This is a genomic window from Bacteroides caecigallinarum, assembly GCF_021531075.1.
GTDB classification, from domain to species: domain Bacteria; phylum Bacteroidota; class Bacteroidia; order Bacteroidales; family Bacteroidaceae; genus Phocaeicola; species Phocaeicola caecigallinarum_B.
On record NZ_JADYTJ010000008.1, the window covers coordinates 52228 to 68674 of the forward strand.

12 protein-coding genes, 5 tRNA genes and 1 other RNA gene are annotated in these 16447 nt (G+C 41.7%); 15 read left to right on the forward strand and 3 right to left on the reverse strand.

From position 1 onward, the window contains the following. Positions 1-18 precede the first annotated feature (18 nt). Positions 19-1665 carry a C69 family dipeptidase gene (locus I6E11_RS03910; RefSeq protein WP_235336515.1) on the forward strand — a complete coding sequence of 549 codons (1647 nt, stop codon included), beginning with the start codon at positions 19-21 and terminating at the stop codon, positions 1663-1665. Between the two features lie 32 nt (positions 1666-1697). Here I6E11_RS03910 and clpB read toward each other — a convergent pair whose 3' ends face one another. Next, positions 1698-4286 (reverse strand): ATP-dependent chaperone ClpB, encoded by a 2589-nt coding sequence (gene clpB, locus I6E11_RS03915; protein WP_235336516.1) that lies wholly within the window; start codon positions 4284-4286, stop codon positions 1698-1700. A gap of 257 nt (positions 4287-4543) precedes the next feature. Between clpB and I6E11_RS03920 the strand changes: the two genes are divergently transcribed. The 14 genes from I6E11_RS03920 (at position 4544) to I6E11_RS03985 (ending at position 14456) form a co-directional block, all read left to right on the forward strand. After that, positions 4544-5125, forward strand: coding sequence for a DUF6621 family protein (locus I6E11_RS03920; protein ID WP_235336517.1), 582 nt, complete (start codon positions 4544-4546; stop codon positions 5123-5125). A 171-nt stretch (positions 5126-5296) separates the two neighbouring features. Further along, a complete protein-coding gene (locus I6E11_RS03925) occupies positions 5297-6202 on the forward strand; it encodes a LysR substrate-binding domain-containing protein (protein WP_235336547.1) in 906 nt (301 codons plus the stop codon). An 89-nt stretch (positions 6203-6291) separates the two neighbouring features. Continuing rightward, the gene (gene mazG, locus I6E11_RS03930; protein WP_235336549.1) at positions 6292-7080 is read left to right on the forward strand and encodes a nucleoside triphosphate pyrophosphohydrolase; all 789 of its coding nucleotides are present in this window, start codon (positions 6292-6294) and stop codon (positions 7078-7080) included. 90 nt (positions 7081-7170) lie between these two features. Continuing rightward, positions 7171-7443: an ACT domain-containing protein gene (locus I6E11_RS03935; protein ID WP_235336518.1), complete on the forward strand. Its 273-nt coding sequence runs from the start codon at positions 7171-7173 to the stop codon at positions 7441-7443. A 133-nt stretch (positions 7444-7576) separates the two neighbouring features. Further along, positions 7577-8941, forward strand: a complete 1365-nt coding sequence (locus I6E11_RS03940; protein ID WP_235336519.1) for a PFL family protein — start codon at positions 7577-7579, stop codon at positions 8939-8941. A 271-nt stretch (positions 8942-9212) separates the two neighbouring features. After that, positions 9213-11606, forward strand: a complete 2394-nt coding sequence (locus tag I6E11_RS03945; RefSeq protein ID WP_235336520.1) for an ATP-dependent helicase — start codon at positions 9213-9215, stop codon at positions 11604-11606. Positions 11607-11614: 8 nt separating this feature from the next. After that, positions 11615-12775 (forward strand): carboxynorspermidine decarboxylase, encoded by a 1161-nt coding sequence (nspC, locus tag I6E11_RS03950; RefSeq protein ID WP_262911653.1) that lies wholly within the window; start codon positions 11615-11617, stop codon positions 12773-12775. Between the two features lie 190 nt (positions 12776-12965). Continuing rightward, positions 12966-13038: transfer RNA gene (locus tag I6E11_RS03955), tRNA-Gly, on the forward strand. Positions 13039-13071: 33 nt separating this feature from the next. Continuing rightward, a tRNA-Gly gene (locus tag I6E11_RS03960) sits at positions 13072-13144 on the forward strand. A gap of 30 nt (positions 13145-13174) precedes the next feature. Then, positions 13175-13255: transfer RNA gene (locus tag I6E11_RS03965), tRNA-Leu, on the forward strand. Positions 13256-13273: 18 nt separating this feature from the next. Next, positions 13274-13357 (forward strand) — tRNA-Leu (locus I6E11_RS03970). Positions 13358-13364: 7 nt separating this feature from the next. Then, positions 13365-13437 (forward strand) — tRNA-Gly (locus tag I6E11_RS03975). Positions 13438-13599: 162 nt separating this feature from the next. Continuing rightward, a complete protein-coding gene (locus I6E11_RS03980) occupies positions 13600-13803 on the forward strand; it encodes a hypothetical protein (protein ID WP_154044557.1) in 204 nt (67 codons plus the stop codon). 44 nt (positions 13804-13847) lie between these two features. Continuing rightward, on the forward strand, positions 13848-14456 hold the full coding sequence (locus I6E11_RS03985; RefSeq protein WP_235336521.1) for a riboflavin synthase: 609 nt from the start codon (positions 13848-13850) through the stop codon (positions 14454-14456). Between the two features lie 73 nt (positions 14457-14529). Here I6E11_RS03985 and I6E11_RS03990 read toward each other — a convergent pair whose 3' ends face one another. Both I6E11_RS03990 and rnpB read right to left on the reverse strand, forming a co-directional pair. After that, complete coding sequence (locus I6E11_RS03990) at positions 14530-15846, reverse strand: YihY/virulence factor BrkB family protein (RefSeq protein WP_235336522.1); 1317 nt, start codon at positions 15844-15846, stop codon at positions 14530-14532. 32 nt (positions 15847-15878) lie between these two features. Continuing rightward, positions 15879-16232, reverse strand: an RNA gene (gene rnpB, locus I6E11_RS03995) — RNase P RNA component class A. Positions 16233-16447 lie beyond the last annotated feature (215 nt).

The following is a 16447-nucleotide window of genomic DNA, read 5'->3' on the forward strand; positions in this document are numbered from 1 at the left end:
ATTCAATAACAAACGCTTATGATGAACAGAGTGTTAATGGCTGTAGTATTGCTTGCAGCCTTTGTAGTAAACGGTTGGGCTTGTACCAACTTTATTGTCGGCAAGAAAGCGTCTGCCGATGGTTCTGTAATAGTTTCCTATTCTGCCGACTCTTACGGAATGTTCGGATGGCTGTATCACTATCCTGCTGCTACACATCCGGAAGGTGCCATGCGTGATATACACGACTGGGATACTGGTAAGTATCTTGGACAGATTGAGGAAGCCAGACAAACATATAATGTAGTGGGTAATATGAACGAATATCAGGTTACTATCGGTGAGACTACATTCGGCGGTCGTCCTGAACTGGTTGATACTACAGGTATCATGGACTACGGAAGTTTGATTTATGTAGCCCTCCAGCGTTCGCGTACTGCCAAGGAAGCCATTAAGGTTATGACAGATCTTGTAAAGGAATATGGTTATTATAGTAGCGGTGAATCTTTTTCTATTGCCGACCCTAATGAAGCATGGATTATGGAAATGATTGGTAAGGGACCAGGCATCAAAGGTGCAGTATGGGTAGCAGTCCGTATTCCTGACGATTGTATTGCAGCTCATGCCAACCAAAGTCGTATTCATAAATTCAATCTTAACGACAAGGATAATTGTCTTTATTCTCCGGATGTAATCTCATTTGCACGCGAGAAAGGTTATTTCAGCGGCAAGAACTCTGAATTCAGTTTTGCCGATGCATATTGTCCACTTGATTTCGGTGGTCTTCGTTTCTGCGAGGCACGTGTGTGGAGTTTCTACAATATGTTCAGCAAGACGACAGGCGATGCTTATCTTCCATACATCCTTGGCGAGAGCAAAGAGCCTATGCCTCTCTATATAAAGGCTGATTCAAAACTTTCTGTACGCGATGTTCAGAGAGCAATGCGCGACCATTACGAAGGTACACCGCTCGATATTACTAAGGATATGGGTGCAGGTCCTTTCGAAACTCCTTACCGTCTTTCTCCTCTTACATTCAAGGTTGACGGAGTGGAATACTTCAACGAACGTCCTATCTCTACACAGCAGAGCGCATTTTCTTTCGTAGCTCAGATGCGTGCCAATTTGCCAGACCCTGTTGGTGGTGTTTTGTGGTTCGGACTTGATGATGCAAACATGACTGTATTTACTCCGGTCTACTGCTGCACAGACAGAATTCCTGTTCCATACGCTGAAGGAAACGGCGACTGCATCACATTCTCATGGGATTCTGCTTTTTGGATTTACAATTGGGTGGCAGACATGATCCGTCCTCGCTACAGCCTGATGATAGACGATATGCGTGCTGTACAGAAAGAGTTGGAAGATACTTTCGAGTCTGCTCAGTCAGGAATAGAATCCGCTGCACTGAAGTTGTATCAGGAAAATCCGGCAAAGGCTAAGGATTTCCTTACAAACTATACTGATATGACTGCCCGTACTACTATTGACCGTTGGAAGAAACTTGCCGAGTTCCTTATCGTTCGTTATAACGACGGGGCAAGAAAGAAAGTCAAGAACGGAAAGATGGTTGCTCCTGAAACCGGAAATTGTGCTCCATTGGAACGCCCAGGATATCCTGAAGAATTCCTTAAAGAGTTAGTAAAGGCTACAGGCGACAGATATAAATCAAAAGTTTTGAAATAAAAAAAGAGGTCCTCGGACCTCTTTTTTTATTATCAGTTGCGGAAACTCAATCCGTCTCCACCACGTTCCACTATGATTGGTTTTGTTCTGTCCACTTCCTGTGAAAGAAGTTTCTTTGACAAATCGTTAAGCAGATAGCGCTGTATCGCACGCTTTACCGGACGGGCACCGAATTCAGGGTCGTAGCCTGCTGTAGCTATGAAGTCAACAGCCTGGTCAGTCATCTGGAGTTGTACACCGTTCTCTTCAAGCATCTTTCTTATGCCGTTTATCTGCAGACGTACAATCTGTTCTATTTCATTCTTGTTCAATGGCAAGAACATGATAGTCTCATCTATACGGTTCAGGAACTCAGGACGGATGGTCTTTTTCAGCATATTCATCACCTCGTTCTTGGTTTCCTCTACTATCGTGTCATGATTCATCGGAGTGATTTTCTCAAACTGGCTTTGTATGTATGAGCTTCCCAAGTTTGAAGTCATGATGATGATAGTATTCTTGAAGTTCACCGTACGTCCCTTGTTGTCTGTCAGACGGCCGTCGTCCAATACTTGCAACAAGATGTTGAATACGTCCGGATGAGCCTTTTCGATTTCGTCGAACAATACAACAGAGTAAGGTTTACGTCTTACTGCCTCAGTCAGCTGTCCGCCTTCATCATAACCGACGTATCCCGGAGGCGCTCCTATAAGTCTTGACACTGAGTGTTTCTCCTGATACTCACTCATATCTATACGCGTCATCAGCGATTCATCATCGAACAGATATTCTGCCAGTGCCTTTGCTAATTCAGTCTTACCTACACCGGTTGTACCTAGGAAAATGAACGAACCTATCGGACGTTTAGGGTCCTGCAGTCCTGCGCGGCTACGTCTCACAGCATCGGATACAGCCTGGATAGCCTCGTCTTGACCTATGACACGTTTGTGCAATTCGTCTTCCAGATGAAGAAGTTTCTCACGTTCGCTTTGCAGCATCTTGCTTACCGGTATGCCTGTCCAGCGTGATACCACGTCTGCTATGTCTTCGGCGGTTACCTCTTCCTTAATCATGGCACTGTCGCCCTGCTTGTGTTTCAGGTCTTCCTGAATATTCTTTATTTCAGCTTCCAGAGCCTGCAATTTGCCGTAACGTATTTCAGCCACACGTCCATAGTCACCCTCACGTTCAGCTTTGTCAGCTTCGAACTTGAGTTGCTCTATTTCCTTCTTGTTCTGTTGAATTTTATTTACAAGTTCCTTCTCACTTTGCCATTTAGCCTTGTAGGAAGTTTCCTGTTCTTTCAGTTCGGCAATCTCCTTGTTCAGCTGTGCAAGTTTGGCTTCATCCTTCTCACGCTTGATAGCCTCACGTTCAATTTCCAACTGTTTCAATCGGCGTTCAATCTCGTCAAGTTCTTCAGGCAATGAGTCACGTTCCATACGCAATTTGGCTGCAGCCTCGTCCATAAGGTCGATAGCTTTATCCGGCAAGAAACGTTCAGTTATATACCTGTTACTCAATTCAACGGCAGCTATGATAGCCTCGTCTTTGATACGTACCTGATGATGGTTCTCGTATCTTTCCTTCAGACCACGAAGGATTGATATAGAACTCTGGGTGTCAGGTTCGTCCACCATTACAGTCTGGAAACGACGTTCAAGAGCCTTGTCTTTTTCGAAATATTTCTGATATTCGTCCAGGGTAGTAGCACCGATACTTCTCAGTTCACCACGAGCCAATGCCGGTTTCAGGATATTTGCGGCGTCCATCGCGCCTTCGCCTTTACCTGCGCCAACCAAGGTATGTATCTCATCGATGAACAATATTATGTTACCGTCCGATTTTGTTACCTCGTTGATTACAGATTTAAGTCTTTCCTCAAATTCACCTTTATATTTTGCACCTGCTACAAGTGCACCCATATCGAGTGAGAACAGCTGTTTGTTCTTCAGGTTTTCAGGCACGTCACCACGCAGGATACGCTGTGCCAAGCCTTCCACGATAGCTGTCTTACCTGTACCCGGTTCACCTATCAGGATAGGGTTGTTCTTTGTACGGCGGCTCAAAATCTGAAGTACACGTCTGATTTCTTCATCACGACCTATTACCGGGTCCAACTTACCGGTACGTGCAGCCTCAATCAAGTTAATTGCATATTTTGAAAGAGATTGATAAGTGTCCTCACTTGATTGTGAAGTTACTTTCTGTCCCTGTCTGAGTTCGCTGATTGCGGCACGCAATTCCTTGTCGGTCATTCCGGCATCCTTCAGAATAGTTGCCACTGTACTTTTTACATTGAGCAAAGCCAGAATTATAGCTTCAAGTGAAACGAACTCGTCGCCAAGCTCTTTTGAGTACTCAACTGCCTTTTGCAATACATTGTTAGTATCGCGACTCAGATAAGCCTCACCACCGGAAACTTTAGGCAGAGATGCAATCTGACGGTCAAGAACTGTAGCTACCTGCTGGCCGTTTATTCCAAGTTTCTGGAATATGAAGTTGGTCACGTTTTCGCCTACCTTCAATACACCTGCAAGTATGTGTTCCGGCTCTATGGCCTGCTGTCCCCGGCTTTGTGTCAAGTTCACAGCTTCCTGTACGGCCTCTTGCGATTTGATTGTAAAGTTGTTGAAATTCATATATATTCTCCTTTCTTTTTTATTCTTACTGATGTTTATTTATTTTGACATAAGAACAAAAGATTATATTTTTGGGTCCTTATGTTCTTTTGTCTTAAACCACGCTTATATCACTCCAAACACCTTGCCAAACCTGTTTTGTGAATGATTATATGTCTAAATGTCAGATACTTAGCACTTAATACTGCAATTTTGTCCTTTTTCAGGACAGTTTGTCTGTAAAGTTTTTAGTATCTTTACACGGTAATTGAATTTTTATGGAAAAGAAAATAGAATTTGCACCAAACGTGATGCTTATTGATGCATCATATCTTGATAGAGTGGTCCGCGATATGGCCAATCATTTTTCACCTATATTAAACAGAGAGTTGCCTAAGGCTGACCTTGCTTTGTTGCTTGAATGTCTTGCGCTTGATGCAGGAGTAGTGTTGGGCGACAATGCCGTTCAGGTAATTTTCATATACAGTCCGGAAGAGACACGCATATCGTTCTGTACTCCGTCCGATTTGGATAAGGAACTCAATAATGTAGCATTCAAGAGTCAGCTTGGCGAATTTTCGCTCTATTCTTTCCAGCCTTCTGATATGGCTACATGCGAGGACCTTTTTAACGAGGCTCTTATGCTTGCCGGTGAATCCAAGGATGTGAAACGTGTTGTTGCTGTTGCCGATGAAGACGCTTATCAGCAGAAAACTCATTCCACACTCAATAAGATCAAAGGTAAAGACAGCATAACACTCTTCGGAATGAATCCTCCTAAGGATGAGGCTGCATATTCTTTTGAGATGCTGGGTTTTGCAGTCCTTCAGTCTTTGGGAGTTAGAGCTGATGAGTTGTAATGTCCATATATTTCTTGGTGCCGACTATAGTCAGCACCACTGCTCACTATCGTCGGCAGCTCTGCCCACTATCGTCGGCAGCAGAATAGATATTGATATTTAAACAGCATTTAGCTACCTTTTAAACAGTGTTTAAACACTATTTAAATGCCATTTAAAAATAAAACAGTCATGTCCGATTTCCGTCTTAAAGTATTTTACAGTGTTGCAAAGAATCTAAGTTTCACAAAGGCCTCGCAGGAACTGTTTGTCAGTCAGCCGGCAGTGACAAAACATGTGCATGAATTGGAAAGCATGTATCATGTACGTCTGTTTGACCGTATGAACAACAAGATTTCCCTTACAGAAGCCGGAAAGGTGATGATGGAGCATTGTGAACGCATTCTTACAGAATATCGCAAGATGGAATACGATATGCATCTGCTCAATAACGAATATGCCGGCGAACTGCGTCTGGGAGCAAGCACTACCATAGCACAGTACATTCTTCCACCGATACTTGCAAAGTTTACGGATAAATATCCCCAGATTAAAGTATCACTTATTGATACAAATTCCCGTAATGTGGAGAATGCCGTGTCGGAACATACTATAGACATGGGTATGGTGGAAGGAGTGTTCCGTACTCCAAACCTTAAATACGAGGCATTTCTTTGCGATGAACTGGTGCCGGTGGTACGCTCGTCTGCTCTTCCCGCCGATGTAGAGGAAATAACCCTTGAAGAATTCTGCAAGATTCCACTTGTCCTGAGAGAAAGAGGATCGGGTACACTGGATGCTATAGAAACAGTTCTGGCAGAGGAAGGATTGAAACTTTCATCGCTTAATGTAAGAATGCATTTGGGCAGTACGGAAAGTATCAAGTCTTTTCTGGCATGTAGCGACTGTATGGGGATTATCTCCATTGCCGCTTTGGTGAAGGAATTGGGCGAAGGACAGTTCAGGGTGATAGATGTGTCCGGGCTTCAGTTTACACGCCATTTCTGTTTTGTGTCCGCTCAAGGGCAGGAGATAGAGGCTGCACAATTGTTCATGCGTTTCGTGCGTAGCAGTTTGGAAAGAACTAAAGATAAATGAGATACAAGGCTTCAGTTACAAGTTGACAAGGTTTATATCCTTATGTAGAGTCTCGTCAACTTGTCAACTCGTCAACTAATAAACATATAATAATGAGTACAAGAGAAGAACAAATGCAATCATTTGGCCGTCTGCTTGATGTGCTGGACGAATTGCGTGAAAAATGTCCGTGGGACAGAAAGCAGACAAACGAAAGTCTTCGTCCCAACACTATAGAGGAAGTTTACGAACTTTGTGATGCTTTGATACAGAATGATAAGAAGAACATCTGCAAAGAACTGGGCGATGTACTTCTTCACGTAGTATTCTATGCCAAGATTGGTAGTGAGACTGGCGATTTCGATATAAAGGATGTGTGCGATAAATTATGCGACAAACTCATTTTCCGCCATCCGCACGTATTTGGCGAAGTAAAAGCCGATACAGCTGAGAAGGTATCTGAAAACTGGGAGCAGATAAAGCTGAAGGAAAAAGACGGCAACAAATCTGTTTTGAGCGGAGTACCTGCCGCACTTCCTTCACTGATAAAGGCATACCGTATCCAGGACAAAGCGCGTAACGTAGGTTTCGACTGGGAAGACAGGGAAGATGTATGGAAAAAAGTGAAGGAAGAAATCACCGAGTTTGAGTCAGAGGTCGGCAATATGGATAAGGAAAAGGCAGAAGCCGAGTTTGGCGATGTGATGTTCAGCCTTATCAATGCGGCAAGACTGTATAAGATTAATCCGGATAATGCACTGGAACACACAAACCAGAAATTTATCCGCCGTTTCAACTATCTGGAGGAGCACACCATTAAGGCAGGAAAAAACCTGAACGATATGACTCTCAGCGAGATGGATGAACTGTGGAATGAGGCAAAATCCAAAGGATTATAGATTTTTGCGATATTTTGATGTATAACTCTTTCATTTTGAAATCAATTAACTATCTTTGTCGGCAAATTAGTAATTAAAATTCAATTAAAGATGAATAAATCAATTATCACCGTAGTGGGAAAAGATACTATAGGTATCATAGCAAAAGTATGTACATATCTGGCAGATAACAAAGTAAACATACTTGATATATCGCAGACTATCGTTCAGGAATATTTCAACATGATGATGATTGTCGATATGTCAGCCATTGATAAACCTTTTGAACAGATAGCTACAGAAATGTCAAGTCTGGGAGAAACAATGGGTGTTCAGGTAAAATGTCAGAGAGAAGAAATCTTCGACAAGATGCACCGTATCTAAGAAAAGGAGACAAGGTTTCAGTTACAAGGTGACAAGGATTGCCATCCGAATGGAATTAACATCTGGCGAAGCTAAAAACTCGTCAACTCGTCAACTCGTTACCTAACTTATAAATTCAAAAACTCAAAAACTCATGATAAATATATCCGAGGTTATTGAAACCAACAAAATGATAGAAAAGGAAAATCTTGATGTCCGCACCATCACTATGGGTATCAATCTTCTGGATTGTGCCGACGGAAATCTGGATGTCCTTTGTCAGAATATATATAATAAGATAACACGTCTTGCAGGAAAGCTGGTAAGTACAGGCGAGGAAATATCAAAGGAATTTGGTATTCCTATCGTGAATAAGCGAATTTCCATAACACCGATAGCACTTGTAGGCGGTTCGGCTTGCAAGACTTCCGACGATTATGTAAAAATTGCCCAGACACTGGATCGCGTGGCAGCCGAGTTGGGAGTAAACTTTATAGGAGGTTACTCTGCTATCGTTTCTAAAGGTATGAGTCATAGCGACGAACTGTTCATACGTTCCATCCCCAAGGCATTGGCATGTACAGAGAGAATATGCAGCTCTGTCAATGTAGGTTCTACAAAGACAGGTCTCAATATGGATGCTGTACGTCTTATGGGAGATATAATCAAGGAAACTGCAGAGTTGACAAAAGACCGCGACTCACTTGGTTGCGCCAAGTTGGTAGTTCTATGTAATGCTCCTGACGACAATCCGTTCATGGCAGGTGCATTCCACGGAGTATCGGAAGACGATGCCGTTATAAACGTAGGAGTAAGTGGTCCGGGAGTAGTGAAATATGCACTCGAACAAATCAGAGGAGCAAGCTTTGAAGTTCTTTGCGAGACAATCAAACGTACAGCATTCAAGATAACACGTGTAGGACAGCTCGTGGCACAAGAGGCATCTCATCGTCTGGGTATTCCTTTCGGTATAATCGACCTTTCACTGGCACCTACACCTGCAGTAGGCGATAGTGTAGCCGAAATACTTCAGGAAATTGGTCTTGAATATCCGGGTGCACCGGGTACTACGGCAGCTCTTGCTTTGCTTAACGACCAGGTTAAGAAAGGTGGCGTTATGGCATCATCATACGTAGGTGGTCTTAGCGGAGCATTTATTCCTGTAAGCGAGGATCAGGGAATGATAGATGCAGTAGTGGCAGGAGCCCTTACGATAGAAAAACTTGAAGCCATGACCTGTGTCTGTTCAGTAGGACTTGACATGATAGCTATTCCTGGTGATACACCTGCTACGTCTATCGCAGGTATGATAGCCGATGAGGCTGCCATAGGAATGATAAACCAGAAGACAACAGCAGTACGTGTAATCCCTGTAGTGGGAAAGACAGTGGGCGAAACTGTAGAGTTCGGAGGTCTTTTGGGATATGCGCCTGTTATGCCTATCAACCGTTTCAGCTGCGATGCTTTCGTAAACAGAGGAGGACGTATTCCTGCTCCTATACATAGTTTCAAAAACTGATAATAGGCTTTAATTTCAATAATTTATAGATTGTAAGAAAAACGTCTTGTCATTTTACTTGAAACGTCTTGTCGTTTTAGTTAAAATGACGGGGCGTTTTTTTATATTATTACACTGAACCGGATAAATAATAGCATAAGGTAGGTGCGATATTTTATTTGAGATATGCTTAATAGAGGAATGTATAAATATATAACTATGAATGTCGTATCTTTTGTGTAAATTTGCAGCTGAAATATTCTATTGATTTATCTATACATTTATATAAAAGATGACTGATTATTTGGATGAACTCAACGAAAGCCAGCGTGCTGCCGTGCTTTATAATGAGGGACCTTCGCTGGTGATAGCCGGAGCAGGTTCAGGAAAAACGAGGGTGCTTACTTATAAGATAAGATATCTGATACAAGAAAAGATCTGTGATGCTCGTAATATTTTAGCATTGACTTTTACGAATAAAGCTGCAAAAGAGATTGTAGATAGGGTTAATGCTGAAATAGGATTACCTTGGTCGGATTATATTTGGATGGGGACTTTCCATTCTGTTTTTTTGCGTATATTAAGATATGAAGCAAAATATATAGGTTTTCAACATAATTTTACTATATATGATTCTGCTGACTCTAAAAGCTTTATAAAATCATTACTAAAAGAATTAAGATTGGATGAAAAGGTTTATAAACCAGGTTTGGTATTATCACGTATAAGTAATGCTAAAAATCATTTGGTTTTGCCTGATGCATATGCAGTAAATTCAGAATTATATAAAAATGATAATGATGCAAAAATTCCATACTTACGAGATATATACAGGATGTATTTTGAAAGATGTAAACAGGGAAATGTCATGGATTTTGATGATATACTTGTTTATATTTATATTCTTTTAAAGAATCATCCAGAAATATGTGATAGATATGCGAATAATTTTAAATATATTCTTGTTGATGAATTCCAGGATACTAATACAGTTCAATCTAAAATATTATCGTTATTGGTAAAAGAACCGTATAGAATTTGTGTTGTTGGTGATGATGCCCAAAGTATTTATTCTTTTCGTGGGGCTACAATTAATAATATTTTAAATTTTACCAAAGATTATCCCAATGCCCGTCTGTTCAAACTGGAACAGAACTACCGTTCCACACAGTTGATTGTAAAGGCAGCAAACAGCCTTATAGAAAAAAACCGCGAACAGATAAAGAAGGAGGTATTCTCGGAAAACTCAGTAGGGGAGCCTATAACAGTGACAAGTGCATATAGCGATGTGGAGGAAGGTGAGATTGTGGCGAACAAGATTACTTCCATGCACGTAAAGAACGGACAGCCGTATAGTGACTTTGCCATTCTGTACAGAACCAATGCTCAGAGTAGAATATTCGAAGAGGCTCTTCGTAAGCGAGCTGTGGCATACAGGATATATGGAGGTCTGTCGTTCTATCAGCGAAAGGAGATAAAGGACGTTATAGCATATTTCCGTCTGGCGGTAAATCCTCATGACGGTGAGGCTTTGAAAAGGGTAATAAACTATCCTGCCAGAGGGATAGGCGATACTACACTGAATAAGATTATAGCAACGGCAGCACAGGAGGGAGTAAGCCTATGGACGGTCATTTCTTCGCCTCTTGATTATGGACTGAATATAAATAAAGGAACTCATGCCAAATTGCAGGGATTCAAGGATATAATTGCCGGATTTGTAAGCAAGGTAGAAAATACTAACGCTTACGATTTGGGTAAGGAGATTGTAGGAGCATCCGGTATTATGGCGGATATCATGCAGGATACTTCGCCCGAAGGCTTGAGCAGGCGTGAGAATATCGACGAACTGGTGAACGGTATGTACGACTTTTGCGATATACGCCGTCAGGAGGGAAATGAAAGAATGTTCCTGACTGATTATCTTTCTGAGGTTTCGTTGCTTACAGACCAGGATGGAGAAAAAGATGACAGTGTGCCCAAGGTCACTCTGATGACTATTCATTCTGCCAAGGGACTTGAGTTCAGAAATGTGTTTATCGTGGGTATGGAGGAAAATCTGTTCCCGGGACCTATGTCTTCCGATTCGCCAAGGGCTCTGGAGGAGGAAAGGAGGCTGTTTTATGTGGCTATAACCCGTGCCGAGGAGAATTGTTTCATTTCTTATGCCAAAAACAGATATAAATACGGGAAGCCTGAATTCTGTAATCCCAGTCGTTTCCTGAAAGATATTAATCCGGCATTCATGAAGATGCCTGCCGATAGTGGATTTGCGGCAGTTCGAAGCAACGAAGGATATGCCAAACGCAATTATGAAAGAAACTACGAAAGCGGTTATAGAAGGAACTATGAGAGGACTGATTCGTACAGGAGCAACGGACCTTCTATGTTCGATGGTGGAGAAATACCTCAGGAACCGATCAGATTTGTTAAACCTGTGCCGCCAAGGAATCTGAAAAGAATTATTCCTACTGCATCTACTTCGGCCATGCAGGGTATATCGTCCGGCAAAGCCGATACACACGGAGTAGAAGTTGGCCGACTTATAGAGCACGAGCGTTTTGGTAGGGGAGAGGTAGTACGCCTGGAAGGTAGTGGTGATAATTGCAAGGCCACTGTAAGGTTTGAAAATGCTGGAGACAAGCAGCTGTTATTGAAATTTGCACGTTTTAAAATTATTGGATAATTAGAATTATGGATTTGACTAAAGTGCCTTCTCCATGCTATGTCATGGAAGAGGAATTGCTCAGAAAGAACCTGAGTCTGATAAAGAATGTAGCCGAATCGGCAGGAGTGGAAATCATTTTGGCTTTCAAGGCTTTTGCCATGTGGAAATCGTTTCCTATTTTCAGAGAGTATATCAATTATACTACTGCAAGTTCAGAATATGAGGCTCGCTTGGCTTATGAGGAATTCGGAAGTCGCGCGCATACTTATTCGCCGGCGTATACAGAAGAAAATTTTCCTGCTTTTCTGAAGTATAGCAGCCATATCACGTTCAATTCTCTTTCGCAGTTCAATCGTTTTTATCCTATGGCGAAAGAATCTGGCGAGAATGTGTCGTTGGGAATACGTGTAAATCCGGAATATTCAGAAGTGGAAGTGGAACTTTATAACCCATGTGCGCCGGGAACACGTTTTGGTGTGACTGCCGATTTATTGCCTGATGAACTCCCTGAAGGTATAGAAGGATTCCACTGCCACTGTCATTGCGAATCAAGTTCGTATGAACTGGAAAGAACTCTTGAGCATATAGAGAAGAAATTCTCAAAATGGTTCCCTCAGTTGAAATGGTTGAATCTTGGTGGAGGTCACCTGATGACAAGAAAGGATTACGATGTTAATCATCTGATTGGTCTGCTGAAGGGGCTGAGACAGCGTTATCCTAATTTGCAGATTATCCTTGAGCCGGGTTCTGCCTTTACATGGCAGACTGGTCCGCTGGTTGCTTCTGTAGTAGATGTGGTGGAGAGTAAAGGAATACGTACGGCAATACTTGATGTAAGTTTCACTTGTCATATGCCTGACTGTCTGGAAATGCCGTATCAGCCTGCAGTACGTGGGGCAGAATCGCTTCCTATAGATGCCGTGAAAACAGCCGCTCCGGATGAGCATATCTACAGGCTGGGAGGTAACAGCTGTCTGAGTGGTGACTATATGGGAAGTTGGAAGTTCGATCATGAACTGTCGGTGGGTGAAAGAATAGTGTTTGAGGATATGATTCACTATACTATGGTGAAGACAAATATGTTCAATGGTATTCATCATCCTTCGATTGCAATACTTCATACTGATGGAGAATTGGAGGTCTACAAGACATTCAGATACGAAGATTACAGAGACAGAATGTGCTGATATAAATGGTTTGCAACGAAGCTAAAATTTTTGTTGCAAACCATGTTTTTTTACATATATTGATAATCAGATACTTGCAACTATTTGAGAAAAAACTTGTAAAAAAGTGCTCAAATGTTTTGGTAGTTTCGGAAAAAGCTATACCTTTGCACTCGCAATCGGGAAAACAACTAACGATTGAATAAACAATGCGGAAATAGCTCAGTTGGTAGAGCATAACCTTGCCAAGGTTAGGGTCGCGAGTTCGAGTCTCGTTTTCCGCTCACAGAAAGAAAAATTGACATTTTGAACAAGATGCGGAAATAGCTCAGTTGGTAGAGCATAACCTTGCCAAGGTTAGGGTCGCGAGTTCGAGTCTCGTTTTCCGCTCAAGAAGAAATCTGTTTAGATTTTGCACTTGCCCAGGTGGCGGAATGGTAGACGCGCACGTTTCAGGTGCGTGTGTCGAGAGGCATGCAGGTTCGAGTCCTGTTCTGGGCACAAATCTTATACAGTTATGGAGGAATGGCGGAATTGGTAGACGCGCTACTTTGAGGGGGTAGTGACAGTTATGTCGTGTGAGTTCGAGTCTCATTTCCTTCACAGAATTGCGGAAATAGCTCAGTTGGTAGAGCATAACCTTGCCAAGGTTAGGGTCGCGAGTTCGAGTCTCGTTTTCCGCTCACAGAGAGAAATCGGTTATATGCCGATTTCTCTTTTTTGTTTTTATAAAATTTGTATCATCAGGATATTGTCATTTTTCGATAAAAAATAATCTGACTCTTGTTTATTTTGCGTTCTACTTTCATTATATTTGCCGCGCAAAAGATTAAATATTGACTTACATGAAAACTTACGACATTTATTTTTCTGATGATGACTCTTATGATAATAAAGGGTTCTCTTTGAAAACTATGGAAAAAGCCATACATATGGCTGAAGATATGCTGGAAAAAGGAAATGCTTTTACTGAACAGTATGCCGGTGGTACTATATCCGTGGTCGATTCGGACGGTGAGACTGTATGGAGCAAGCCTATTCCGGAATAATGGAAGGAATTTGTTTTATTGATTAACTTTTTAAATATATACTTATGTTCTCAGGTATTGTAGAAGAATTTGCAGAGGTGGTTAATATAGTAAAAGAACAGGAGAATCTTCATCTTACACTGAAATGTTCTTTTGTTGACGAACTGAAGATAGACCAGAGTGTAGCTCATAACGGAGTGTGTCTTACTGTGGTAAGCATTCAGAATGGAACTTACACGGTTACAGCCATGAAAGAAACAATAGAACGTTCTAATATCGGTTTGCTGAAAATAGGGGATAAGGTCAATGTGGAAAGAAGTATGATGATGAACGGACGTCTGGATGGTCATATCGTACAGGGACATGTGGACCAGACTGCAACTTGTGTTGCTGTGGATGATGCAGAAGGTAGCTGGTATTTCACTTTCAAATATAAATTTGACAAGGAGATGGCAAAGCGAGGTTATTTTACTGTAGATAAAGGTTCTGTAACGGTTAATGGAGTAAGTCTTACTGTATGTAATCCCACTGAAGATTCATTCCAGGTTGCAATTATTCCTTATACTTTCGAACATACTAATTTCCACACTATAAAGCCTGGAAGTGTGGTTAATATAGAATTTGATATAATAGGCAAATATTTAAGTAGGATGATGAAGCTTACGTCTGAATGATATTTCTTTTTTGATAAATAATGAAAACGGCTCCCGAACATTAAAGATTGTTTGAGAGCCGTTTGCCGTTTTATTATAAATCCTTTAGTAATATCTGGTTGTTCTGCGAGGTGTATTCTTCGCGTGCCTTGATCATAGCGTTCCATGATGCGGTGTATTGGCTTTTGTCTATATTGAATTCTTCAAATCCTTTTGAATCCAGCTTGTTGAGCATAACACCTAAAGTGAGTTTGTGGATTGCCATGCCTGGCAGGTAGCACACTTCTTCGGTGTTTCCCTTTTCTTTTACTCCTTCGTATATCAACTGCAAATCCTGCAGTTCGTATAGTATATCCTTGGTGAGTCTTATCGGTATCTTGTTTTCTTTGCTTATTTCTTCGGCCGTATATGGATCTTCACCACTTTCAAAGCGTTTGCAGATTCTGGATAGTATCACAGTGCAGAAGAAATCGTGGTATCGGCGACTTATCTTTTTTGATTCTTTACCGTATTTGAATGATTCAAGGTTCTGGCTGACATAATTCATCTCCGCGCCGAAGAGGCATATGCTCCATGAAATTTGTGTCCATAGCAAAAACATCGGTATGGCAGCGAAACTTCCGTATATGGCATTGTAGTTTGATACCCATATCTGGCTGTTTATATATATGTACTGGAAAATCTGGAAAGCGCTTCCGGCAAGTATTCCGGGTATGATGGCATGCGTTAGCTTTACCTTGGTGTTTGGAATGAAAACAAACAGCCCGATAAACATTATCCAGATAATTGCATATGGTAAAAGCTGGATGAAAAATTTCATGATGGGAGCGAGAAGGGTAAATGTCTCCATCTCTTTCAGGAAAGTAGTCATGAATATTGATATACCGCTTGAAACCACTATGAGCAGTGGCAGTAGAAGTATCATTGAAAAATAGTCGGTTATCTTCCTGAAAACCGTGCGGGGACGTTTTACCTGCCAGATGGTGTTGAAACTGCGTTCTATATTGTCAGTCAGGATAAGTATTGTCCAAAGCAACATAACGATACCTACCCCGATGAAAACTCCACTCTTGGCATGTTGCAGATAGGAGTTTATCCAGGTGAATACAAGTTCTGCCTGGCTTGCATTCATGTTCTTTCTGAAAAGACTTTCTATTATGGAGTCGAAACCGAATCCTCGTGCTATTGCAAATAGGATTGCCAGTATAGGGATAATGGACAAAAGTGTGCTGTATGTAAGTGCTGAAGCACGTACTGCTATTCTGTTATTGTTGAATTGTTCTGTTGAAAGGATTATTATCCTTATGGTTTTTATTACAGTCCTGATAATTGGAGGGTATTTTTCTTCATCGGCTATCCATAAATCTTTCTGAAGAAACTTTTTCCATTTGTTGATAGGAAGTTTTGGCATAGTATGGGTTGATGGTGAATAACTATAAAAAAGAAGGCAGCAAACCTATAAGCCGGGTTCTGTTTCCCTGACGGGCAGGGATGTCTGTCATTTATCTACTCCCGTCGTCGCCGACAGGCTCTAGCGGTCTACCCTCCGACGTGGGGCGAGCAACCCTCGTTAATGCCGGTTTACATGACCTTACAACTCCTAAGATGTACAGCCCGCATATCGCTATACGGCTGGTGAGCTCTTACCCCACCTTCTCACCCTTACTCCCGAGGGAGCGGTTATTTTCTTCTACATTACTCTACCCTTGCGGACAGCTTTCTGTTAGGAAGTAGGATGCTCTGTGTTGCCCGGACTTTCCTCTTGTATGGAATACCAGCGACAGACCGGTCTGCTGCTTTCTTACTGCAAAGGTATGGAAATAAACTGAAAAAACGGTAGACTTGGCAGAAATACTTTTATTTTTGTGTTGTCAGTTACTTGTAATGAATGTAAATTTGTCAGTTTACCTCGTTAACACGGGTTAATCGGGATAATTCCAATGTTAAAAGAGGGAAAAAACTGATACTTAGGAGTACAACCGTATGGAATTTGTTATACTTTAGCGGATGAA